The organism is Lachnospira multipara LB2003 (genome assembly GCF_000702205.1).
Taxonomy (GTDB): domain Bacteria; phylum Bacillota; class Clostridia; order Lachnospirales; family Lachnospiraceae; genus Lachnospira; species Lachnospira multipara_A.
Genome location: NZ_JNKW01000012.1, coordinates 1 through 25676 on the forward strand (window position 1 = coordinate 1; position 25676 = coordinate 25676).

The window sequence follows — 25676 nt, forward strand, 5'->3', positions numbered from 1 at the left end:
CCCACGCGTTACTCACCCGTCCGCCACTCAGTCAACAAATCGTCACCCCGAAGGGATCGTGATAAGTTGCTTCGTTCGACTTGCATGTGTTAAGCACGCCGCCAGCGTTCATCCTGAGCCAGGATCAAACTCTCATAAAAAGTTTTACCTTAGCTTAGTTCTGAACGAACTAGCTTAATAGTTTCGTTTCCGTTTAACATTACTGTTATTAAGGATAATCATTTCTAAACTTATGTTTAACGATTGATTAACTCGCTTGAATTTTTCAAAGAATTTTCAAGGTTGTCATTCTGTTCAGTTGTCAAGGTTCTATATCTTCAAAGCCTGTTATTTACTGGCTTTGTTTTGTTTTTGTGTTGCTGCTGTATCGTAGCGACTTGTATATATTATCACCTCAGTTTTATTATGTCAACAACTTTTTTCCTTTTTTCGCCTACTTTTTTACTGTACTTTTTATACTTATCAATACTTTAGTTTACATTTCTCATTCAAGCCGCATAAACACTGTATTTTTCTGCAATTTAGCAGCAAGATTTCTCCAAAGGAGAACTTTCCTATAAAATAAAAAGACCTCCTAAGAGGTCTTTAAAGTTATATTTATAATTATTCATTTCTATAGTTCACAAATCTATTTTACCTATTTTTGCATTTCTTCTTTATAAACCCTTGCAGAATATACATTACAAACAAGAATTTCTATTAAAATCATAGCTAAAAATACAAGGTAGGCGTATAAATTTAACATTACAAAAGACATTACAATTAATACTGCTGCCACAACAATACTTAAAATTGAAGCTAATTTATTAGTTTTTTTCCATGTATTTTTACTTTTTAATGTATAACTATTTCTATAACCCCAAACTGTGTTTTGTTTTAGTCTAGCACATGCTATTGAAATTCCTATAAACAAAATGGCATCTACTATTAATGAAACACTTATCAGATTTAGGCCTGTGCTATAGCTAGCATCCCTTTTTAATCTTATCAAGCCATATTCATAATAAGCCCCAAGGATTGTAACATAAGCTATTATTAAGAATGTTATACCTGTCATTAAAACTAAATCCTTTTCCTTAGACTTTGGATCTGACTTAATTATATAGTCTGCTAATTCAAAGATAACTAAAGCAATTAATAAACCTACAGAACCTCCAATAAAGCGAATCAAATCATCCCCTAAGCTAATTCCTAGGATTTTTGGCAAAGCGAACGTTACAAAAGCATTTGCTATTACAATTAATAATACTAGTATTAACCTTATTCTTTTTAGTTTCTTGTTTTTCATAGGTCCCTCCTGCAAGTCATATATTTTCACTTAATTATACCACTTTTTTAATCTTTTAACACTACTCTTTTAATCTTCTAACAATAGATGCTAATAATTAGATAATTAAGACTAACAAGAATACCATCAAAAAAAGCCTAGCTTACAAAAGCTAGACTTTTTATTCTAGAATTTAATTGCACATTTATTTCTATCTACGTTATCCATAATAATCTTAGGTAGAGCTTTTTTCTCTTCCTCTGTCATGTCATTAGTATTAAACATAACGATCATTTTAGATTCGTTAAAAAGCATATAATAACCAAATTTATAATATACTGTTGTACAATCATTCCAGTCGTAATTATTTAATATGTCATGTTCCGGAATATCAGCTAATATACCTGACTTTGTAATTGTCATAATACACTTTGCCTCTTCTGCCGGATCTCTATGCTTCAAGTGATAATTTACGCTACTTCTAAATTGATATAAAAATATAAATAAAGGATATGCAACGCAAACTGCATAAATAACAAGTAAAAAGTATGTTTGAAAACCTGCTACAAGTAGGCAAATACTTATTACTGCAGGTAATAGCGTTAAAATTGTTTCAATTGGATTTCTTATAAATCTATTCCAAAATACAATTTTTCTATAATCGTCGCCTTTAGCTTTAAGGCTTGTTTCATATTTAATCATATCCATTTTTACACCAACCCTTATTCCTAGTTAAATCCAATTAACTTATTCATTACTTTATAGCCAATTTTAGAAATTCCACGGCCTAGCGGTCCACCTGGGATATTAACTGACCATCCAAGGGCACAAAATCTCAATTCTTTATAAAGATTCTTATCCTTATTCTTTACAAATTGCCACAATTCCTTTTTCTTAGCTAGGTCTTCTTTAGTTCCCGAAATTATAAGGAAAATTGAAGAAATTTCCATCATAATACGAAGGTAGTTTCTCATATAATAACGACATTTTTCATTATTATGTTCTATAGATAAATACGATTCAATCATTCTCTTTGTTACGCGAAGCTGTTGATCTATTCTGCTTATCATAACTTTTTCGTTAACTGACTGATCCTCTCTTCCTATAAAATATCTATAGAAATTAGTATCGATATAATACATCTTATTTACACATGGTAATGGTTCAAATACAAAAATATTATCCACATAGAATGTATGCTTTGGTAATTCTAAGCTACATTTTCTAAGTACTTCTGTTTTATAAATTACTGAATGCATTAATATATACTGATCTACTTTAAATTTAGCTAACATCTCATCCCATGTAAACATCTTCTCTATTGGGAATACATTACGGTAGTGTATTACTCTCTTTTTTGTAACTCCTACCTTCTCATATACATAATTAGCTATAACCATATCTGGTTCATTATCTTCTTCAAAGCTCTTTAATGTCTTAATTACCTTTTTTAAGCTTTTTTCATCTACCCAATCATCGCTATCTACAACTTTATAAAAACGTCCTGTGGCATTTCTTAAGCCTGTATTTACAGCTTCTCCATGTCCACCATTTTCCTGATGTATAGCTCTTACTATATCTGGATATTCTTTTTCATATTTTCTGGCTATTTCAAGCGTATTATCCTTAGTTGATCCATCATCTACGATGATGATTTCTATGTCTGTGCCTCCCACTAACAAAGAGTTGATACATTTTTCCATGTATGCTGCTGAGTTGTAACAAGGTATTGCAAATGTTATAAGTTTCATAATTTTACCCCATTTTTTATTAATGCCAGCTAAATTAATACTTAATTGGCATTTATTTTTTATATTACATACGGTCTGGGCACTCAAATGCAAGTAAGTCAATACATGTTTCAAGTACTCTCTTAGTTAAATCTAATAACGAAATATAGCCTGCCTTAAGGCTTTCATCTTCCTCTGCTAAAATCTTAGTATCATGATAGAATCCGTTAAATGTATTAGATACCTCATAAATGTACTGGCAGATTCTATGTGGTGCATTATCTTTATATGCACTTTCAATTACATCAGCAAATTTTACAAGGGATAATGAAAGTGCCTTCTGGCTATCCTTAGTTGTTGGAAGAATTGCTCCTTCTTCTACCTTTCCACCTGCTTCAATATACTTAGCAATAATTGATTTAATTCTTACGATTGTGTAAAGAATATATGGGCCTGTATTACCTTCAAATGATGCAAATCTTTCTACATCAAAGACATAATCCTTTGATGCCTGATTAGAAAGGTCACCATATTTTAATGCTGCAAGTCCTACTATTCTTGATGTTTCTCTTGCTTCTTCTTCAGAAACATCTCTATTTTCCTTAACCTTTGTATAAACTGCTTCATTAATATCAGCTATTAAGTGTTCAAGTCTCATAACTCCGCCGGCACGTGTCTTAAATGGCTTTCCATCCTTACCATTCATTGTACCAAAGCCAACAAATGTTAAATTAGCATCTGGCTTAACAATTCCAGCCTTCTTAGCTACTCTAAAGAACTGTGTATAATGTAATTCCTGTCTCTTATCTGCTAGATATATATATGCATCTGGGCTATATAATTTTTCTCTTTCTACAAGTGTTGCAAGATCTGATGTTGCATAAAGTGCTGCACCATCTGACTTTCTTACAATACATGGAGGTAATTCCTTAGAATCTGTTTCCTCTTGGATGTCTACAACAATAGCGCCCTGACTTTCATGTGCTATGCCATCTGCTATCATCTTATCTACCATTTCATCTATATATGGCTGAGCATCTGATTCGCCCTTCCATAATTCAAATGATACATTTAAGTTATCATAGTTTTTCTTTAAATCTGCCTTTGAAATTGTCATAATATGATTCCAAAGTGCACGGCATGCCTTATCACCCTTCTGAAGCTTTAATGTTGCAAGATGTGCTCTTTCTTTAAAGGCTCTTCCTTCATCTGTATCTTCTTTGGACTTCTTTGAAGCTGCTGGATAGATTTCCTCTAATTCTGAAATTGTAAATGGAGCCTCTGTTGGATATTCTCCTGTGTAGTTTTCATCAAAATAGCAAAGATCTGGCTTTCTATCACGAAGCTCTTCTATAATAAGGCCCATCTGAAGTCCCCAGTCTCCTAAGTGAACATCACCTATTGTCTTATTTCCTACGTAATTATTAATTCTCTTTACTGATTCACCAATTACTGCTGAACGAAGATGTCCAACATGAAGTGGCTTAGCTGCATTAGCTCCACCGTAATCAACGATTACAGTCTTATTTCCTTCTTTATTAACATAGCCAAATTTGTCTGTCTTAGCCATTTCATTAATATAGTCTGTAATAAATTCTGGACTTACTGTCATATTAATAAATCCAGGCTTTATGCTTTCTACCTTACTAAACATCTTATTGTCTGTTAAATTAGCTACCACATCATCAGCTATCATAAATGGTGCTTTTTTTAGAGCTTTTGCTGCTGCCATTGCACCGTTACACTGATATTCACAAAGATCTGGTCTATTAGAAATATTCACCTTAGCATAGCTAGTATCTACGCCTGCTTTAGTAAATGCTTCCTGTAATTCTTCTGTAATTAATTCTATAACTGTCTTCATTTATCCTCCTAAATTAGTACTCTATCTCTTTTAAAAATAAGCCATAACTTTCTGCTGGCAGAGACATTGTAATTTTTTCACCATCTAAGGCCTTCTTAACTTCCTCTGGTTTCTTTAATCCTGTTGATACATCTAATAAAAAACCAATCATAAGTCTTGCCTGATTATGCATAAAATCATTAGCCTTTATTCTTAAATATGCATAATGATCTTCTATTTCAAGAGAAATATTCTTTATTTCTTTAACTGTTGATTTACTTCTCTTGGCTGTTGTAAATGCCTTAAAATCATGTTTACCAAGGAAGTACTTTGATGCCTCATGTAATGCCTTAAAATCAGGCTTATCAAAGGTATGATATGCGTACTTTCTTGAAAAAACATCTGCTATATTGGCAATATCTAATCTATATTCATATGTCTTAGATTTTGCATTTAACATTGCATTAAATCTTTCATCTACTTCTACTAATTCATATACTGCGATATCTCTTGGGAGATATCTGTTTAAATAATTACGTATTTCAAGTGGGGCAATTCTTTTTTCTAATTTAAAATTAGCCACTTGCGCACAGGCATGCACGCCTTTTTCCGTACGACATCCGCATACAAGTTCTATTTCTTGACTTGTAAGCTTTTTTAATACTTCAACAATCTTAAACTCTATAGTATTAGTTCCTTCATCTTTACCGCGAAGCCATCCATCATACCTAGAGCCATCATATTGAAGTGTCATCTTGTAATTGTACATAACTCCTCCAAATCAGCCTTAACTCGCCATAATTAGCTGTTTCTTATAAAACTTTAAGCGCTCTAATCTAAGCGCAAAAAAGGTGTAACTCACCTTATGGAAAGTTACACCACATTATACAACTTTTATTAATTTGTTAGCAACCTTTATTTATCAAAGAAGAGATTATATTGTAATTACCCATATTACTGGAAACCTACTATTCTTCAAGGACCTTAGAAATTGTATTAAGAATTACACCTGAGTCAAATGGTTTTTGTATAAAATCTGCTGCACCTCTTTTTAATGCTTCAACCATATTGGTCTTTTGACCAGCCGCTGTTACCATTATAACTTTGGCGTTTGGTTCTATCTCTACAATTTCCTTTACTGCATCTATTCCATCCATTACTGGCATTGTAATATCCATGGTAACTATATCTGGTTGATACACTTTGAATTTTTCTACGCCTTCTAAGCCATTAACAGCTTCTGAGACAATCTCATGTCCTGCCTCTTCTAGCATAGTTCTTAAAAACTTTCTCGATGTTTTTGAATCATCCACTATTAAGATTTTTGCCATTTTGCTATCCTCCTATTCTACGCATTTAGTTTGATCTTATCATTAGCCGCCATTAATAACTTGAATGTTTTTTTGTTCATTTCAAAAGCCGCTACATAAAGACCAGTTTCTGATGTAACGCAAGTATCTTTGTAGAACACTGGCGGATGCAAAGTTACTTCTATTTCCGAGCCACTTAGCTTGGTTGCATATGCACCATTCATAACATTTATCAGCTCACATAGGGCATCATATGCATCCATGTCTAATTCAGTAAAATCTTCGCCTGCAAATACCGATGCCAATTCCACTAATTCATCGTCATTTCCTGCTATTCCTAGGAATACATCAATATCTCCGTCCATTATTTGACAGCCCATAAACTGTCCTTGATATTGTTTAATGTACTCAATACTCTCCATAACTATTTGTGTGTCCATAAATGTAGCTAAACTCTTAATTGCACACTGAAGTTGGGTAATATAATAGTCATTATTCATATCAAAAAAAGTCGTGACCATATCATCGATATTGCCTTGTTTAATCACTTGCAACTCACTATCTGTAAATGATGCACCTGAGTGATTTTTAGCAATATACTTACCTAGTATCTTGTCATTCATATACAATCTCCTCAAGTTATATTATTATTGTCCACGTTATTAATACTAATAATATTATACCACTAGAGAGCTTTTTATCAAGTCTTTTTATGTATAAAAGAAAACATGGAATAGCCACATTTTTCCAAAATAAAAAAGGCATAAACCATTTCGATTTATGCCTTTAATGTTATTTATATTCTTAATCTTACTTATCTTCTACTGAATAGTTTGGAGCTTCCTTAGTAATATGAATGTCATGTGGATGTGACTCACGAAGAGCTGCACCTGACATCTTAATAAACTGAGCATTCTCCTGAAGATGTGGGATATTTGGAGCACCATTGTAACCCATACCTGAACGAAGACCACCCATAAGCTGGAAGATTGTATCTTCTACAGTTCCCTTATAAGCAACTCTACCTTCAACACCTTCTGGAACTAACTTCTTAGCATTAGTCTGGAAGTATCTATCCTTGCTACCATTTTCCATAGCTGCAATAGAACCCATTCCTCTATATACCTTATACTTTCTACCCTGGAAGAGTTCGAAAGAACCTGGAGCTTCATCACAACCTGCAAGTAAGCTACCAAGCATACAAACTGATCCACCAGCACCGATAGCCTTAACGATATCACCTGAGTACTTAATACCACCGTCAGCGATTACTGGAATACCATACTGCTTAGCAACTTCGTATGAATCCATAATAGCTGAAACCTGAGGTACACCAATACCTGCTACAACTCTTGTTGTACAGATAGAACCAGGTCCAATACCAACCTTAACTGCATCAACACCTGCTTCACATAAAGCCTTAGCAGCAGCACCTGTAGCGATGTTACCTGCAATTACCTGAAGTTCAGGATATGCTGACTTAATGTTCTTAAGTGTTGTAATAATATTCTTTGAATGACCATGAGCTGAATCAATAACGATTGCATCTACATTAGCCTTAACTAATGCATCAACTCTATCCATAACATTAGCTGTAATACCAACAGCAGCACCTGCAAGTAATCTACCCTGTGAATCATGAGCTGAGTTAGGATACTTAATTGACTTCTCAATATCCTTGATTGTAATAAGACCCTTTAACTTAAATTCATCATCTACGATTGGTAATTTTTCTTTTCTTGACTGAGCTAAAATCTTCTTAGCTTCTTCAAGAGAAATACCAACTGGAGCTGTAACTAAGTTCTCACTTGTCATACATTCCTTAATTGGTCTATCAAAATTCTCTTCGAATTTAAGGTCTCTGTTAGTAATAATACCAACTAACTTACCATTGTCATCAACAATTGGTACACCTGAAATTCTAAATTTAGCCATAAGGTCGTTAGCTTCGTTTAATGTATTGTCTGGATGTAAAAAGAATGGATCTGTGATTACACCATTCTCTGAACGCTTAACCTTATCAACCTCTTCAGCCTGCTGCTCAATAGACATATTCTTGTGGATAATACCAATACCACCCTGTCTTGCCATTGCAATTGCCATTCTGTGTTCTGTTACAGTATCCATACCAGCACTCATAAGTGGAATATTAAGTTTAATATTCTTAGTTAGGTATGTAGATGTGTCAACCATATTTGGTGTTACTTCTGAATACTGAGGTACTAATAATACGTCATCAAATGTAATGCCTTCACCAATAATCTTACCCATTCTAATTTGTTCCTCGCTTTCTTACTTCTTACTTTTATTACCTAATAGGTATAGCACTTTAAATTAAAGATACCAGTATCGCATCAATCATAAATTTGTTTAAATTTATGCTTTAATGTGCTAAACACCTCTATAACAACATAAAACAGCACCAACAAACTGTTGGCACTGTTTATGTATTATTAGAAATATAGCACTACGAATCTTAAAAGTCAAACTATTTTTCAGGTATTTTATACGCATCTTTTTTAACTACTTCCTTGATACAAGCAAGAATTCTTTCATCTGGTTCTATATATAAGCGAACTTCTTCATTAGTTGCTTCATCATATACGTAGCAAACTACTACCTCTCTATCTGATAATCCTCCTACATAATTATATGTACGAACCCTAGTTCTTTCTAATCTTAAAGCATCTTCACAATCTACATAAGCTACTAATTTAGCTCTTGAAAAAACAAAACTTCTTGCATGCTTTCTATTAGTTTTACCCATTATTCTATCAATACTTAACACATCATCGTAAAATGAATATTCATATTCTGCATTATAATATTCAAAGACTAATACTGTTACTATTAGAAATGCTATTAACAATACAATTCCCATTACCCCTACTGTTGGAATTGTTGTTGCTGCTAGTATGCATGCTATTATCAAAATCACCCTATAAGCCCAAGATACTGCAGGTGCCTTTACCTTAATTAACTGTTCTACATTCATAAATATCTCCTTTTTAGTCTAAACTTTAATGCCACTATGATTGTAACATATAAACTAAATTAGTGTATAAAAAAAATATTAAAAAGGGAAGCATAAATGCTTCCCTAATCTTTTCTGTATTCACCTAGCTGTATAAGACTTTGTAATCTTACGGGCGCTTGATTTGCCTAGCCTCATTCTAAATATGTATCGAATCAGAGATTCGATACTAGACTTAAATCAAAAATTTAAGTCAGATTATCCTTGTAAGATTACTTCGTAATCTTACGGGCGCTTGATTTGCTTCATTCCTTATGTATCGAATCAAAGATTCGATACTAGACTTAAATCAAAGATTTAAGTCATATTACATCATACCGCCCATGCCTGCTGCGCCTGCTGGCATTGCTGGTGTTTCTTCTTTGATATTAGCTACTGCTGATTCTGTTGTAAGTAATGTAGATGCTACTGAGCAAGCATTCTGTAATGCTGAACGTTCTACCTTTGTAGGATCTAGGATACCTGCATCAATCATGTTTACATATTCTTCCTTATATGCATCAAAACCAGTTCCTACTTCTGATTCTCTTACCTTATTGATAATTACAGCACCTTCAAGACCTGCATTGTATGCAATCTGGAATAATGGAGCTTCAAGTGCCTTTAAGATAATCTGAGCACCAATCTTTTCATCACCTGATAATGTTTCAACTAACTTAGCAACTTCCTTAGAAGCATGGATATAAGCTGATCCACCACCTGATACTACACCTTCTTCTACTGCAGCTCTTGTTGCATTAAGAGCATCTTCCATACGAAGCTTAGCTTCCTTCATTTCTGTTTCTGTTGCAGCACCAACTCTAATAACTGCTACGCCACCTGCAAGCTTAGCAAGTCTTTCCTGTAATTTTTCTTTATCAAATTCAGATGTTGTCTCTTCTAACTGAGCTCTAATCTGAGCAACTCTTGCATCGATTTCTTCCTTATTGCCTTCGCCATCTACGATTACTGTATTTTCCTTAGCAACCTTAACTGACTTAGCACGACCAAGCATTTCCATTGTTGTATCCTTAAGCTCTAAGCCTAATTCTTCAGATACTACCTGACCACCTGTAAGAATTGCGATATCCTTTAACATTTCCTTACGTCTGTCGCCATAACCTGGAGCCTTAACAGCTACAACATTGAATGTACCTCTTAACTTATTAACGATAAGTGTTGTAAGTGCTTCACCTTCAATATCTTCAGCGATAATAAGAAGTCTTGAACCACTCTGAACAATCTGTTCAAGAATTGGTAAAATATCCTGGATATTAGAAATCTTCTTATCTGTAATAAGAATATATGGATCATCTAAGTTAGCTTCCATCTTATCCATATCTGTGCACATATAAGCTGAAACATATCCTCTATCAAACTGCATGCCTTCTACAAGGTCAAGTTCTGTCTGCATTGTCTTAGATTCTTCGATTGTGATAACACCGTCGTTAGAAACCTTTTCCATAGCATCAGCTACCATCTGACCTACTTCTTCATCAGCTGCTGAAATAGAAGCAACCTTAGCAATCTGATCTTTACCTGTTACTTTCTGGCTCATCTTAGCAATAGCTTCTACTGCTGTATCTGTAGCCTTTCTCATACCCTTTCTTAATACGATTGGGTTAGCACCTGCTGCAAGGTTCTTCATACCTTCATTAATCATTGCCTGAGCTAAAACTGTAGCTGTTGTTGTACCATCACCTGCTACATCATTAGTCTTAGAAGCAACTTCCTTAACTAACTGAGCGCCCATATTTTCAAATGAATCTTCAAGTTCGATTTCCTTAGCAATTGTTACACCATCATTTGTAATAAGTGGTGCACCATATGACTTATCTAATACTACATTACGTCCCTTAGGACCAATTGTTACCTTTACTGTGTTAGCAAGCTTATTAACGCCTTCTTCTAAAGCCTTTCTAGCTTCAATACCATATTTAATTTCCTTAGCCATGTCTAAAATCTCCTTTCAAACTTATGTCTGATTTTTTCAAAATTATAAAAACAACTTTTAGTCTATTTTATTCAATTACTGCTAAAATATCTGACTGCTTAACGATTGTATATTCATCATCGTCTAACTTAACTTCTGTTCCAGAATACTTAGCGTAAATTACCTTATCTCCTACCTTAACCTGCATAGTAACTTCCTTACCATCTACTAATCCGCCAGGTCCTACAGCTACAACTTCTGCCTGCTGTGGCTTTTCCTTTGCCTGTCCTGGTAATACAATACCTGACTTTGTAGTTTCTTCTGCCATAATTGCCTTAAGAACAACTCTGTCTCCTAATGGTACTAACTTCATAATTTAATTCCTCCTTATAAATCATTATCCTATATGTAATAATCTTAAATCCTTATCTGTTAGCACTCATAACTTTCGAGTGCTAATATCAACATAATTAAAGATACTACTACTCCCCTTCTTTGTCAATGAATAGTTGTAATTTTTATATTTTGTTTATTTTTTAGTTTTAGCTAGGTCTCTAGCATAATAAAAAAGATATTGTTGTGCATATCCACCTAGGTCTTTATACTTTTCCTTTGCAAAACTTTCTATGTCTTCTATCTTAGTTTCTTTCCCATCAAAATACTTTGCAATCATTATTCTCTTAATCCATACATCTATTGGAAATGAATCTCTTTTACCAAGGGCAAATAAAGAAACGCAGCTTGCCACCTTTAAACCAACACCTTTTATTTTCATTAATTCCTTTAAGCAATCTTTGTTAGATAAATTGGAAAAAAAGGACATAAAATCCTCATTTGACAAACCATTAGAGTATTCTAAATTCAACACTTTATCAATTGCATCCTTTATATAAGCTGCTCTAAAGCCTGTCTTTAATTCCTTTAGATCATCTTCTGTTACGGATCTTAATTGTTCTGGTGTTGGAAAAGCATATAATTTAACCCCTGCATATTCTCCCAAATAATCTCCGTATTTTTCTGACATTGCCCAAACTATCTTCTTTATATGAGGGATTTGCTTATTTTGCGAAATAATAAAACTTATTAGCGTCTCAAAAAAGCTCTGATTTAGGATATAAACTCCCCACTTTGCTTTTATTGCTTCCTCTAACTCTTTATCTGTTTCTAGAAGTCGTTTTTTTACACTTTTATAATCCCTATCTAAATCAAAATAATGTCGCCAAATTAAATCAAAATCTTTCTTTGTTGTATTATAAAAAATCAACTCATCTCCTTCTTGCTTAATATGTAGTCCCCTACCATAGGCAGTTAACACATATTCCTCATCTGCTATCTTTAAAAAATGAAAGCACTGGCCACATTCTAATGTCTGCTCTAAGTCAAATTCTGTTTCTTTTTTTACTATATAATTACTCATTTTTAAATTTCCCCTTTTATTTTATTTAAGTTTATACTAAAATGTAAAAGTAGTTTTTTTCTACTTTGTTTATGAATTTTTTAGGCTATATGCCTTTTGGATATATATAAAATATGCGCTTTGGCGCAAAAACTGTCAATGGAGTTTATATGAAATTAAATAAAAGAATCTTAGTCCTACTTGGTGGAGCTGCCTTTGCTTTCTGCCTTGCAGGATGTAATATTCCTTTTGCATTAAATAGTAATGAGTCCGAAACTTCTTCGATTAGCTATATAGCTTTTAATCAAAGCGCAAGTACTACTGGGGAAATTATAAGTTTAATACAAACTGCACTTGATAATAATGAAGATTCCCTCGAGATTTTTGTTACTGACGAAAGTCTTATTAATGCAGAAGATTGGCTTTCAAGTCTTTCAGGATTAGAGCAGCTTTCTTGTGAGTATCGCAGAGTTAAAAATGGCTATAATCTTGTTATTACTTTTACTAGATGGGATAATTATAAAATTGTTAACGCATATAGAAGTAATGACACTAGCGAGCTTAACGAAAGACAGCTAGCCTTGTACAATAAATACTTAAATATATTAGACAATGTAACAAGTAAGTCAAATTCTGATTATGAGAACGAACTTGCTATACATGACTATCTTGTAAACAATATAGAATATGTTGATGACGGAAATGATAATTCTTTCAATGCATATTCAGCCCTTATTGAAGGTAAGGCTGTTTGTAGTGGTTATACTGAAGCATTCAAAACTTTACTTGATATGCTAGGAATTAACAACTACACAATTTCTGGTGTTGCCGGAAATCAATCCCACATTTGGAATGTGGTAGAACTTGATAATGAATGGTATCAAGTAGACGTAACTTGGGATGATCCTGTAAATTCATCTACTAACTACGTACAACATAACTATTTTAATATTACATCTAAGGATATGGCCCTAGACCATACCTGGGATAAACAAAAGAGTAATCACCCTGATGCAACCGGCACAAAATATTCATATGCTAATGCATCTAAGTTAAGAAAAATTACATCTCAAACTGATTTAACTAATTACTTGGTTTCAAAAATTAGAAACGAAGCTGATATTGTAGAATTTACTTCTACAGCAGATTTAAATATTAAAGACGCCATCCAAAAAGCTGGCGTTTATTTAACATATTCATACAAAGATGTAGAAAGAAGTGACTATACACTTTATGTTATCGTATTTAATTACGACTAATATTCAAGCCAAAAATTCATAAACAAAAATTAAAGCTACTAGTAATTTGATTGTCCCTAATCAATTTTTACTAGTAGCTTTTTATTATTTATTACAAAACTAATTAATAAGTTAATACTTCATAACCATCTTCAGTTACAAGTACCATAATTTCCCACTGTGCTGAATATGAATCATCATCTGTATAAATTGTCCATCCATTAGAATCATCTATGAATATTCCTGGTGCACCTTCATTAATCATTGGCTCAATTGTAAATACCATTCCTGGAGCCATAACCATTCCTGTGCCCTTCTTAATTACATAGCTTACAAATGGCTCTTCATGGAATTCTAAACCAATTCCATGTCCACCAACTTCACGTACTACTGAATAACCATTAGCTCTTGCATGGTCCTGGATTGCCTGAGCAACATCTCCTAAATGTCCCCATGGCTTAACCTGCTTTAATCCAAGTTCTACACATTCCTTAGCAACATCTACTAACTTTTTGTGTTCTGGTGAAACATCACCAATACAGAACATTCTAGAGGAATCTGAATAAAAACCATTAAGAATTGTTGAACAGTCTACATTAATAATATCTCCATCTTCAATTACAATCTTATCTGATGGGATACCATGACAAACCTGATTATTAAGGGATGTACAAACACTCTTTGGGAATCCTTCATAATTAAGTGGAGCTGGAATTCCACCCATCTTAGTTGTTGTCTCATAAACCATCTTATCAATGTCTTCTGTTGTCATACCTGCCTTAATATTAGCAGCTACATAATCAAGACAAGCAATATTTATCTTAGAACTTTCTCTCATTCCTTTTAAAGTTTCTTCATTCTTAATTATTTTTCTTGGTGGAACCTTATGGAACTTTCTCTTGAAAGTATCAATTTTTCTATCCCATTCTCTATGACACTCACAATAAGGCTTGCCGCTTTTACACCAGCAAGGATCATTTGCTTGAATCTTTTTCATAATAATTACTTCCTTTCTATATAAACCTATAAGGTTAAAAAACATATGTTGTCTAAATAAACACCTTCTTATTATACTCGCCTAAACATGTAAAAAAAAGTAAATTAACAATAAATTTTATCAAGAGGCGTGTATCTCATCCATGACAAATGAAAAAAATTAAAATTAAATTCATTGTGGTAGAACTTCGTTTATGATAAAATTGTTTCAAAAAGAATAATGTGTATAACAAAATAGATAAAGATAATATTGGTATAATAGGATATTAAATGATGAAGAAAAGAGGGGGATATTATGAAAAAAATATTTGGTGGAATTAATTTAACTTGGCCGAAGTTAATTATAATGGCTATCATTTTAGGTGTTTATACTGCTATTATGGCTATGTTACCAATAGCAAAAGATACTTCATTTAGTGATTTAACTGTTAGCTTTGAAGTATGGATCTTTTTGGGAATATTTATTATTATGAATAGTAAATCTCCTAAAGATTCAGCCTTAAAGTGTTTCGTCTTCTTTTTAATTAGTCAACCGTTAGTATATTTAGTTCAAGATATAATTAAGCATAGTAACTTATTTAATACGTATTATAGATTTTGGATTCTTTGGACAATAGCTTGTATTCCTATGGGATTTATTGGATATTACATGAAAAAAGATAAATGGTGGGGATTATTAATTCTTATTCCTATGTTATTATTAACTGGAGAAATGTGTGCTGGTTATTTGTCTGATACAATGTTCTCTTTTCCAAGACATCTTTTAACTACTATTTTTTGTATGGCTGCATTAATAATCTATCCATTAGCTATATTTAATAATAAAAAAATAAAAATTACTGGAGTAGTAATAAGTGGATTGTTGATTATTTCGATATTTACTATATGTATAATCAATCCTCCTAAATATAGTACGATTTTACTGTATAATGGAGATGAATACCAATTTGACGACTCATATAATGTATATTTAGTAGATAAAAAATATGGAGATTTAAGTATTGAATATGATGCAAGATTCGAAGATTGGGCACTTCATGCTGATTTTAAAAAAGCCGGAAAAACTGAATTTGTAATAGAATCACCAGATGGAAAGAAAACAACATTTGATATTTCCATTAAAAGAAATACATATACTATAAAAGAAAAAAATAATTAATCGCACTCAAAAAAAGCTGAATTTTTAGGGATACTCACCCCCCTAAAAATTCAGCTTTTTATTATCGCCTTAAAACTACAAGCTTTTCTAAGACTGCATTTCATCCATAATTGCTGGTAAAAACTGTTTCTTTCTTGAAACAACACCCTTTAAAAGGATTGGATATTCATCAATTTCTACATTAAATGCTCCTTTTAAAACCTGCTCTGCATTTTTTCCTGCACAAATTGCATATGATGATTCACTCATAATATCAGTAACAAGAAGGAATGTCATATCAAGTCCTGACTGTCCTACTGTCTCTGGGATATAGTCAATTTCTCTCTTAACTAATTCCTTAACTTCATCCATTCCCATAACATTAACCTGTCCAACACCGATATTAGTGTCATTAACTGCAAATCTCTTGAAATCCTGATAAAAAATTTCTGATTCAGACTTCTCTGATAAATTACTACCAGCTCTAAACATTTCTCTACCATAACTTTCAGGATCAATTCCTGCTATTACAGCTAAATCTCTAGCTGCTGCCTCATCTTCCCATGTACAAGTAGGAGATTTAAAAATAAGTGTATCAGAAAGAATTGCTGAACACATTAAAAGGGCCATTGTCTTAGTAATTTCAATTGCTGATTCTCTATACATCTTATAAATGATTGTACATGTACAACCAAGTGGTTGATTTCTAAAGAATACAGGTGAAATAGTTTCAATAGAACCTAATCTATGATGATCTATAATTTCTTGTATCTGAGCATTATCAATACCAAATACAGCCTGTGTCTTCTCATTATGGTCAACTAAGATAACATTCTTCTTACCTGCACCAAGTAAGTTTCGACGAGAAATCATACCTACATAATGGCCTTCTTCATCCTCTATTGGGAAATCTCTAAATCTTTTCTTAGCCATTATATCCTGAATATCTTCAATATAATCATTAGTCTTAAATCCTATTAATTTTTCCTTTTCTTTCATAAAGAAACTTACAGGGATAGACTGATTCATTAATCTAGCAACTGTATATGTATCATATTCTGTACTAATTACTATTACGCCTCTGTCACTAGCAATCTTAGAGATTGTATTAGAGACTTTAGCGCCTTCACATACAATAATACAACCAGCGCTCATTTCAATTGCACATAACTGTGCTTCATATCTATTACCTAGAATTACGATATCACCTTCATCAATCATCTCTTCTAGGATATCGGGATTGGCTACACCTATAAGTAATTTACCTTTAGCATAAGCATTATCAACATCACCTGTAATTACTTTACCATTTACAGTATCCACGATGTTATTAAAGCTTGTATGCGCAGTTGATAAAATCTTAGAATCAAACACTTCAAAATAAGATTTTGAAACGTCACCAATAGTAACTAATCCTTCTAATTCTTCCCCTTTAGTAATTGGAAGAGTTACTACATCTAAGCCTTTCATAAGTTCCCAGGCTCTTCTAACAGAGAGATCTTTATCAATACCCTTTGTTCTTCTAATCTCAATGTCCTTAACCTGTGGACGCACATCTTTAATGTACTCAGGTGCCTTTAAACCTGCATTCTTTAAAACGAATTGTGTCTCTTCGTTAAGATGACCAGCTCTCTTTGGCTCATATAATTCGCTTTGTGTAATTTGATTTTTTAAGTTGGCATAACTTATTGCAGCACATATTGAATCTGTATCAGGATTCTTATGTCCTACAACCCATACTTTTGAATCACCCATAAAACCTCCGTTTGTGATAGTTATCACAAAAAATATTATTTATCTTTTCCCTTTAATTAGCCTCTAAAAGTATATCATATTGTTAATTGTGTAACAATTATTTTATAAGTGTTTTTTTTATTCTTCCATAATTCTTCTGAATTTTTCATTATGTGTTAGTAAATAGCCCATTAATTTATTAGATACTCTTACTAAGATAAACAAAATTCCAACGCCAACAAACATAAATAAGAATGTCATCTGCCATTGATAAAAACTCAAAATAGCAATTCTAAATAGCTTTGGTGTAATAATTATTGATAATGTTATTCCCAAAACCATCAAGCATATAAGTGAAATTCGTAATGTATTAAATGGATAACTTATCCTTACAAGTGTACCAATGCCTATTGCTATCATTGTTAAAATACACATTGTAGAAACGCAGTCATGACTGAGTCCTACAATATTGCCATAAATAACCACCATTACAACCGAGATAAAATCTGCAATTCCTGATGGTAGCGCATTTACAATTACTCCCACTAAGAAATGTCCTCTAATCCTATTCTTATTAGGCTGTAATGCCAATACAAAGGATGGAATTCCTATGGTAAAAGCACCAAGTAGAGATAACTGTGTTGGATAAAGTGGATATAAGTTTGCTGCAAAAATTGTGAAAATAGTTAGGAATATAGACAATATATTCTTTACCAAAAAAAGTGTTGCCGAACGTCCTATATTATTAACCACTCGTCTACCTTCCGCTACAACCTGTGGCATTTTAGCAAAATCAGAATCAAGTAAAACTATTTGCGCTGCATTACTTGCTGCCTCACTGCCTGACTCCATGGCAATACTACAATCTGCTTCTTTTAAAGCTAGTACATCATTTACACCATCCCCTGTCATTGCAACTGTATTTCCACTTTCCTTTATTGCCTTTATTATTAGTTTTTTCTGTTCTGGTACTACTCTACCAAATACAGTAATTTCATTTATTACCTTCTTTATATCTTCATAAGTCTCAAGACTTGTGGCATCTATGTATTTATCGGCATTTTCAATGCCTGCCATAACAGATACCCTTGATACAGTAAGTGGATTATCTCCTGATATTACTTTAATTGTAACTCCTTCTTCTTTAAAATAAGCAAAGGTCTCTTTTGCATTTTTTCTAATTTTATTTTCAAGGCAAATAAATGCAAGTAATTCTATTGGTTTATGTATTGCCCCCGCACCTAATCTCTCATTAGTTCTACCAAAGGCTAATACTCTAACTCCAGCTTCTGTTAGATTATCTATCTTAGCTTTATAGTCCTTAATATCATCTAAAAGCACATATTCAGGCGCACCAAAAACATATGTCATATCATTAAACCTTGATGCTGAATACTTGTACTTTGAAGAAAATGGACATACTTCATCTGCTTTTGCATCATTATCTGCTTTCATAAAATGCATACGTATTGCCTTCATTGTTTCATTGTCATCCATCTGACTTCCTGCAGATAATCTTATTAATCTATCTATTTCAAGTCTATTTTTTTCAATTTCTTCCTGACTATCTCCATTATCTATATAATAAATATTGCTTACTGACATTTCAGGATTTGTTATTGTTCCTGTCTTATCAACACATAAAACATTTACTCTTGCAAGGGTTTCTACGCAATTCATTTCATGAATTAAAACCTGTTGCTTTGCAAGTCTCATAATAGAAACCACTAATGTTACACTTGCAAGTAAATAAAGGCCCTCTGGAATCATGCCTACTAAAGATGCAATTGTTGATACCACGCTATCCTTTATGCTTGTATGAAGAAAAAAGACATTTTGTATATACATCATTAATCCAACAGGAATTATTACAATTCCAATTAAAGACACCATTCTATTTAAAGAAGCCATCATACTTGTTTTTGTCTTTTTTCTTGAAGCCTTTGCTTGTGCATTTAATTTTTGTGCATATGCTTCATTACCTACGGCTGTAAGAACCACCCTGCACTCACCAGATACCACAAAGCTACCTGATAATAAAAGGTCACCCTCTTCTTTAACAACATCATCTGCTTCCCCTGTTATTAAAGACTCATTAACTATTATACTGCCTTGTCTAATCACGGAATCTGCGCATATTTGATTTCCTGCGCTAAATATACATATATCTCCTCTTACTAAAGCGGTAGAATCCACAACTTCCGTCTTAGAATTTCTTACCACCTTAGTTTTTGGAGCATTGACTACATTTATTTTATCTAAAACTGCCTTAGCTCTAATTTCTTGCACTATGCCTATAATTGTATTCCACACAACTATAGGCATAAATGTCATATCAGTATATGAATGAACTAGACATAATAAAAATGCAAATGTAAAAAAGATAAGATTAAAATACGTAAAAATATTACTAAAAATAATTTGTCCATTAGTCTTAGATGGTTTATGAGTTGCTATATTTGACAAACCTTCTAAGTTTCTTTTACGGACTTCTTCCTTTGTTAAACCAGAACATACATCTGTCTGTAAAAGCTCATCGTTATTTATATATTCTTCTGTACTTCCTCTAAAATGCGCAACTCTATTGGCAATTTTTCCAATTGCCTTACTATCTGCCACATTTTCTACTGCTTTTCTAACTGTGATGTGTGTTTTTCTCATGCTTTATACCACTAAATAAGATTATATAGTCTTCATTTCTTCATTATAAAATGCAAGGTCATTTACATTATTCATTCATGTATTCAATTGATTTTCCTTGTCTATTTATAACTATTATAGCACCAATTACTAGAATTGTCTTAACTATAAAACTAATTACAATACTTGTTAATGATCTATAATCATATACAGAGAAAGAAAGAATTGCTACTAACTGAATTGCAATTGCATACCAACTCCACATATAATTAATATTTTTCTTCATTGCGCCAAATGTTGCTACCATTAGGAATAGATTTAAAAATAAATCTAGTACTGCTGATAAGCCAAGTAATGCCCATACAATTTCTGGAGCATTAAATAATTGATTAAATGTGTCTACTAAAGAATCAATATTGCTTTCTGAAAGATTGCTTATTAAATTAGATATGAAATCTGTTGTAACTTCGCCCTGCTTTACAAGCACCTGTGCATTTACATAAAATGCTAAAATACTAATTCCGTAGCTAAAAATCCCCTGTCCAATTCCAAGTCCTAAACCTGCAAGATAAACGTCTCCTGGTCTTTCAAATCTTGAAATCATCATTTTTAAAACAAACCATCTTGCAATACCAATTCCAATTGCTAAAAATATGGCATTCACAAGATTATAAGCAGACTGATTATAAGTAAATGTATAATCTATACTTGGAACCATTGCTAATGCTGACACTATTAGCTGTGTAAAAATAAAACCAAACAAACCATAAGTCACAATTGAAAATAGCAATGGTAAAATTCTTCCATTCCATCTTCTAAACATAATAATTGCAGCAACAATTATAACTGAAAGAAATAATATTCCCCCTGCAGTTATAAAAGTCAAGACATCATTAGATAATGTCTTTCCTAAAAACACATCAAATTTTTCCATTTAATACGACCTTCCCTTCTTGTTTTGACTGCAAGTCTTCTTCAAAATCCATATAAAATAATAACAAAAAGATACCCTCACGTCTATTAAGGAATAATTAAAAAAAGAAGCTATATGAAAATCATATAGCTTCTCATCCTCTTTACTATCTTTTCCCAATATCTATCCCTTATCTTGTATCAACCTCTTTAAAGGTTAATATATACCTCGAGCTAAGCTTCGCTTTCTCATATGAGGCATTCTAGTGAATGATTAATTGAAAAAGGTACGTCAATAATCCCCCAGATTAGAGCTTAGTAACGTTAGTAGCTTGAGGTCCCTTAGCACCTTCTGTGATATCGAATTCAACAGATGCGCCTTCCTCTAATGACTTAAAACCTTCCATGTTAAGACCTGAGTAATGTACGAATACATCCTTTCCTGACTCATCAGAAATAAAGCCATAGCCCTTCTGGTTGTTAAACCACTTTACTGTACCTTTCATGTAATAGTACCTCCATAAAATATCTAGTTGTTCTTAATAAGTTAAGGTTCCCCTCCCTTAATAAAAATCCTTAATTATCGTAACACTCTATTTATTGTATGTCAATAAGATATAGTATTTATCATACTTTGTCCTTAATTTTATACAATAAAGTGTTAAAACTAAGCCACTAGTCTAAACATTTTTTCATCTTTAGCGCTCTCTTTAACATTAGAAGATACTAGGTAAATAACTCTACTAAGTTCAACTCCGTCTTTATCAATTTGAGCAACGGATATAATATCACCATCTTTAATTGATGCACCTTCAACCTTTAAAAGTCTATCGTTTATCTTTTGTGTGCTATATTTTTTACTATTTACTAGCACTGTTGAGTAGTCATTAAAGTAAGATCCTTCAACAAACAAATCACCTTCATACTCATAAGCATTAGTAATAGTTATATCATCAAGACCAAGTTTTAAATCAGTCTGCTTATATGGAGATTCGCCATTATAGATATCCTGATTTCCATAGAGAATATCGTATTCTAGGATTTTAAGATCCTTCAAATAATCTTCGCTATCCTTACTTAACTGATGATATTTAAAAATGTTACCCTGAGATATATTTAATCTGCTAAATACATAAGATGTAAGCTGATATGCCTCTAGGTTTACATTCTCCTTATCCATATCAAAATTACTCCACATAACATATTCAGTCTCATAAATACTATTATGCTTCATATCCTCATCCTTTAAATTAAAGGTTGGTAAATGATCACCATACATTACAAGCACAGTCTTCTCATCATAATTAGACAATTCATCTATTAACTGAGCTATGAATTTATCCATATCATGGGCCATATTAACATAATATTCAAAAGCCACTGTATTATCAGCATCAGGGAAATTCTTAATTGTAATTTCTGGTGTATAACCTTCAGGATATTCATTAGGATAATCACCATGTCCTTCTACTGAAATTGTATAAATATAGTCAGGACCTGTTGTTGAATCTAAGGCTTTTTTAATATATTTTGTAAGGATTTCATCCTTTGCCCAGTTTCCATTAGGTGTCTTGCTTATACCATCCATATATTCTACCGGTGTAAATGTGTCATATCCCAAACGAGAAAAAACCTTATTTCTTGTGTAGAAAGTCGCTGTATTATTATGAATTACATGAGCAGAATATCCTAAGTCCTTTAAAACATAGGCACTTGATTCGCATACCTTATTCTGAAGTGCTGTCTTATAAGGATACTCTCCAGGTCCAAAGTCATCTAAATTCATACCTGTCTGTACTTCAAATTCTGTATTAACTGTACCTGCACCAAATACAGGAACTGATAGGTATCCTGATGTGTATTCCTGCTGTAATTTATTAAATGTGGGCAATGCTTCTGATGAAAGCTCTAAACCCTTAATCTCTGTTGGATCAAAAAATGACTCTAACTGTAAAAAGATAATATTAGGTTCATCTTCTTCAGTAGTTGTTTCCACACTATCAATTGTTTCTTTAATACTATCTACATATTCTTCAGAATAATCAGAATCCTTGTGTACACCTCTATCTACCACTGATGTTGTGAAGCAGTAAACAAAGCCATAATTTTGGAAAGCATTAGATAAGTTACCAAAATCTGCCGCAATAATTTTATTAAGAAGTAATGTTGTAATAATGCCATATGTAAATAAAATTACAATTAAGCTTTGTCCTGCACCAAGGATAATAAACCTTTTTAAAGATAATTCTGTCTTAATTTTTCCTGTTTTTCTATACAAGAAAACTAATGCTACTATTACAAGAACAATAGCTAGTACTATAAATATCATATTAATTACTGTTAAATACATTGGTGCTACTTTTCTAGCATCGTCTAATACAAGAAAATCCATAGCAGTAAATGGAGTTTTTCTCACTGACTTAATTACAAAATTTGTAATAGATAAGCCTATCCAAATAATTGAAATTAAGGTATATATAAAGGTTCTTTTCTTAAATAACATACCAATACTTAAACAAGAAGTCACAATTAGCATATTAGCTAAGAAAATAACAGGATGTGTAAAAAGGAATGTAATTCCTGTTAGATTACGTCTATTAAAACATTCCACAATCATTGTCACTAATATAGCATAACAAAAGGGATGTAAAATATCATATGTCCAAATTTTATCAAAGATAGATTTTATTTTCTGCAGTACTTTGTTGTTCTTTAATTTTTCCATACATTCTCCTTTTTAAATACTTAGGGGCAGAAACATAAATGTTTCTGCCCCCCTATATAGTTTTATTTTGTCAACTTAAATGAACTCTTTAGTGAAACAATTCTGTTAAATACAGGAACCCCTTCCTTTGAATCCTTATTATCAACACAGAAATAGCCATTTCTTACGAACTGGAATTTATCTTCTGCCTTAGAGTTGATAAGCTCAGGTTCAACTATTGCATCTTTAATTATTGTTAATGAATTAGGATTTATATTCATAGAGCCATCCTCTTCGTTATAAACACCCTTCTCCTCATCAATAATATTCTCATATAATCTTACCTCAGCTTGTTTGCCCTCAGTTGCTGATACCCAATGGATAGTACCCTTAACCTTGCGGCCTTCAACATTTCCTCCTTTAGTTTCTGGATCGTAAGTACAATGAATTTCTGTAATTTTGCCATTCTCATCCTTCTTATAATCTACACACTTAAGAAGGTATGCATTCATGAAACGAACCTCATTACCTGGGAATAATCTAAAATATTTCTTAGGTGGTTCTTCCATAAAGTCTTCTCTTTCAATGTAAAGTTCTCTTGTAAATGGAACTTTTCTAGTTCCCATTTCAGGATTCTCCTGATTATTAGGAACTTCCATATATTCAACCTGACCCTCTGGATAGTTATCTACGATAACCTTAACTGGATCAAGTACAGCCATCATTCTCTTTGCCTTTGGCTTTAAGTCTTCTCTAATGCAATATTCAAGCATTGGATATTCAACAGCACCCTGTGACTTAGTAACGCCCACAAGCTTAGTAAACATCTTAATTGATTCAGGTGTAAAACCTCTTCTTCTAAGAGCTGCGATTGAAACAAGTCTTGGATCATCCCAACCATCAACTACACCATCTTCAACAAGCTTCTTAATATAACGCTTACCTGTTACTACATTCTCAAGGTAAAGCTTAGCAAATTCAATCTGTCTTGGAGGATTCTCATATTCAAGTTCTCTTACTACCCAATCATATAATGGTCTATGATCTTCGAATTCAAGAGTACAAATAGAATGTGAAACTCCTTCAATAGCATCTTCAATTGGATGAGCAAAATCATACATTGGATAAATGCACCATTTATCACCTGTTCTATGATGTGTCATATGAGCTACTCTATAAATAACAGGATCTCTCATGTTAATATTAGGACTTGCCATATCAATCTTAGCTCTAAGCACCTTAGTACCATCTTCAAATTTACCATTTTTCATATCTTCAAAAAGAGCTAAGTTCTCTTCAATTGATCTATCTCTATATGGTGAATTCTTACCTGGTTCTGTTAATGTTCCTCTATACTGTCTGATTTCTTCTGCAGAAAGGTCACAAACATATGCCTTACCCTTCTTAATTAACTTAACTGCTGCCTCATACATAGCATCAAAATAACCAGATGCAAACAATACATCTCCATGCCATTTAGCACCAAGCCATTCAACATCCTTCTTTATAGATTCAACGAATTCTTCCTTCTCCTTTGTTGGATTAGTATCATCAAATCTCAAATTAAACTGGCCATTATATTCCATTGCTAAACCATAATTTAAAAGTATAGATTTAGCATGTCCAATATGTAAATATCCATTTGGTTCAGGTGGGAATCTTGTAATAACCTTCTTACAATGTCCCTCGGCTATATCTTTATCAATAATTTGCTCTATAAAATTCTTGGAAACAACTTCGTTTTCCATAACTGTTCCTCCGTTTTCTAGCAAAATATGTTATATATTGCTTTCTTAATCATAAACTAGCTATTTTATTCTAC

21 protein-coding genes and 1 rRNA gene are annotated in these 25676 nt (G+C 32.6%); 2 read left to right on the top strand and 20 right to left on the bottom strand.

Annotation, left to right across the window (positions count from 1 at the left end; translation table 11 throughout):
* From T537_RS0107990 to T537_RS0108050, 13 genes are all read right to left on the bottom strand, one after another.
* Positions 1-140 (bottom strand): 16S ribosomal RNA (locus tag T537_RS0107990); the annotation flags it as partial.
* A 497-nt stretch (positions 141-637) separates the two neighbouring features.
* Entirely contained in the window at positions 638-1288 is a 651-nt protein-coding gene (locus T537_RS0107995; RefSeq protein ID WP_027438385.1) for an SdpI family protein, read from the bottom strand.
* Between the two features lie 165 nt (positions 1289-1453).
* Entirely contained in the window at positions 1454-1975 is a 522-nt protein-coding gene (locus T537_RS0108000) for a hypothetical protein (RefSeq protein WP_031557124.1), read from the bottom strand.
* 20 nt (positions 1976-1995) lie between these two features.
* Positions 1996-3018, bottom strand: a complete 1023-nt coding sequence (locus tag T537_RS0108005) for a glycosyltransferase family 2 protein (RefSeq protein WP_031557126.1) — start codon at positions 3016-3018, stop codon at positions 1996-1998.
* A gap of 64 nt (positions 3019-3082) precedes the next feature.
* Positions 3083-4861, bottom strand: coding sequence for an arginine--tRNA ligase (argS, locus tag T537_RS0108010; RefSeq protein ID WP_031557128.1), 1779 nt, complete (start codon positions 4859-4861; stop codon positions 3083-3085).
* A 13-nt stretch (positions 4862-4874) separates the two neighbouring features.
* A complete protein-coding gene (truA, locus tag T537_RS0108015; protein ID WP_031557129.1) occupies positions 4875-5609 on the bottom strand; it encodes a tRNA pseudouridine(38-40) synthase TruA in 735 nt (244 codons plus the stop codon).
* 199 nt (positions 5610-5808) lie between these two features.
* Positions 5809-6171 (bottom strand): response regulator, encoded by a 363-nt coding sequence (locus T537_RS0108020; protein WP_027438380.1) that lies wholly within the window; start codon positions 6169-6171, stop codon positions 5809-5811.
* Positions 6172-6188: 17 nt separating this feature from the next.
* The gene (locus T537_RS0108025; RefSeq protein ID WP_027438379.1) at positions 6189-6773 is read right to left on the bottom strand and encodes a chemotaxis protein CheX; all 585 of its coding nucleotides are present in this window, start codon (positions 6771-6773) and stop codon (positions 6189-6191) included.
* Positions 6774-6960: 187 nt separating this feature from the next.
* Positions 6961-8421, bottom strand: a complete 1461-nt coding sequence (gene guaB / locus T537_RS0108030; RefSeq protein WP_031557132.1) for an IMP dehydrogenase — start codon at positions 8419-8421, stop codon at positions 6961-6963.
* A gap of 217 nt (positions 8422-8638) precedes the next feature.
* Positions 8639-9145 carry a hypothetical protein gene (locus T537_RS12475; RefSeq protein WP_051637192.1) on the bottom strand — a complete coding sequence of 169 codons (507 nt, stop codon included), beginning with the start codon at positions 9143-9145 and terminating at the stop codon, positions 8639-8641.
* Positions 9146-9491: 346 nt separating this feature from the next.
* The gene (gene groL, locus T537_RS0108040; RefSeq protein ID WP_027438377.1) at positions 9492-11117 is read right to left on the bottom strand and encodes a chaperonin GroEL; all 1626 of its coding nucleotides are present in this window, start codon (positions 11115-11117) and stop codon (positions 9492-9494) included.
* Between the two features lie 67 nt (positions 11118-11184).
* Positions 11185-11469: a co-chaperone GroES gene (locus T537_RS0108045; RefSeq protein WP_027438376.1), complete on the bottom strand. Its 285-nt coding sequence runs from the start codon at positions 11467-11469 to the stop codon at positions 11185-11187.
* A gap of 156 nt (positions 11470-11625) precedes the next feature.
* Positions 11626-12513 carry a DNA-3-methyladenine glycosylase family protein gene (locus T537_RS0108050; protein WP_027438375.1) on the bottom strand — a complete coding sequence of 296 codons (888 nt, stop codon included), beginning with the start codon at positions 12511-12513 and terminating at the stop codon, positions 11626-11628.
* A gap of 149 nt (positions 12514-12662) precedes the next feature.
* Here T537_RS0108050 and T537_RS0108055 point away from each other — a divergent pair, with 149 nt between their 5' ends.
* Positions 12663-13751 (top strand): transglutaminase domain-containing protein, encoded by a 1089-nt coding sequence (locus tag T537_RS0108055; protein ID WP_027438374.1) that lies wholly within the window; start codon positions 12663-12665, stop codon positions 13749-13751.
* 103 nt (positions 13752-13854) lie between these two features.
* Here T537_RS0108055 and map read toward each other — a convergent pair whose 3' ends face one another.
* Positions 13855-14727 carry a type I methionyl aminopeptidase gene (map, locus tag T537_RS0108060; protein ID WP_031557136.1) on the bottom strand — a complete coding sequence of 291 codons (873 nt, stop codon included), beginning with the start codon at positions 14725-14727 and terminating at the stop codon, positions 13855-13857.
* 294 nt (positions 14728-15021) lie between these two features.
* Between map and T537_RS0108065 the strand changes: the two genes are divergently transcribed.
* Positions 15022-15885: a hypothetical protein gene (locus T537_RS0108065; protein ID WP_031557138.1), complete on the top strand. Its 864-nt coding sequence runs from the start codon at positions 15022-15024 to the stop codon at positions 15883-15885.
* An 87-nt stretch (positions 15886-15972) separates the two neighbouring features.
* On the opposite strand, the gene T537_RS0108070 is transcribed toward T537_RS0108065, so the two are convergent.
* The 6 genes from T537_RS0108070 to T537_RS0108095 all read right to left on the bottom strand — a co-directional run bounded on the left by T537_RS0108070 (position 15973) and on the right by T537_RS0108095 (position 25602).
* Positions 15973-17619 (bottom strand): putative manganese-dependent inorganic diphosphatase, encoded by a 1647-nt coding sequence (locus tag T537_RS0108070; protein ID WP_031557140.1) that lies wholly within the window; start codon positions 17617-17619, stop codon positions 15973-15975.
* Between the two features lie 117 nt (positions 17620-17736).
* On the bottom strand, positions 17737-20259 hold the full coding sequence (locus T537_RS0108075) for an HAD-IC family P-type ATPase (RefSeq protein ID WP_081823273.1): 2523 nt from the start codon (positions 20257-20259) through the stop codon (positions 17737-17739).
* Positions 20260-20326: 67 nt separating this feature from the next.
* Positions 20327-21172 (bottom strand): hypothetical protein, encoded by an 846-nt coding sequence (locus tag T537_RS0108080; protein WP_027438370.1) that lies wholly within the window; start codon positions 21170-21172, stop codon positions 20327-20329.
* A 286-nt stretch (positions 21173-21458) separates the two neighbouring features.
* Positions 21459-21656 carry a cold-shock protein gene (locus T537_RS0108085; RefSeq protein ID WP_027431855.1) on the bottom strand — a complete coding sequence of 66 codons (198 nt, stop codon included), beginning with the start codon at positions 21654-21656 and terminating at the stop codon, positions 21459-21461.
* Between the two features lie 161 nt (positions 21657-21817).
* Positions 21818-23875 (bottom strand): LTA synthase family protein, encoded by a 2058-nt coding sequence (locus T537_RS12480; RefSeq protein ID WP_051554997.1) that lies wholly within the window; start codon positions 23873-23875, stop codon positions 21818-21820.
* Between the two features lie 62 nt (positions 23876-23937).
* Positions 23938-25602 carry a glutamine--tRNA ligase/YqeY domain fusion protein gene (locus T537_RS0108095; protein WP_027438369.1) on the bottom strand — a complete coding sequence of 555 codons (1665 nt, stop codon included), beginning with the start codon at positions 25600-25602 and terminating at the stop codon, positions 23938-23940.
* Positions 25603-25676: the final 74 nt, after the last annotated feature.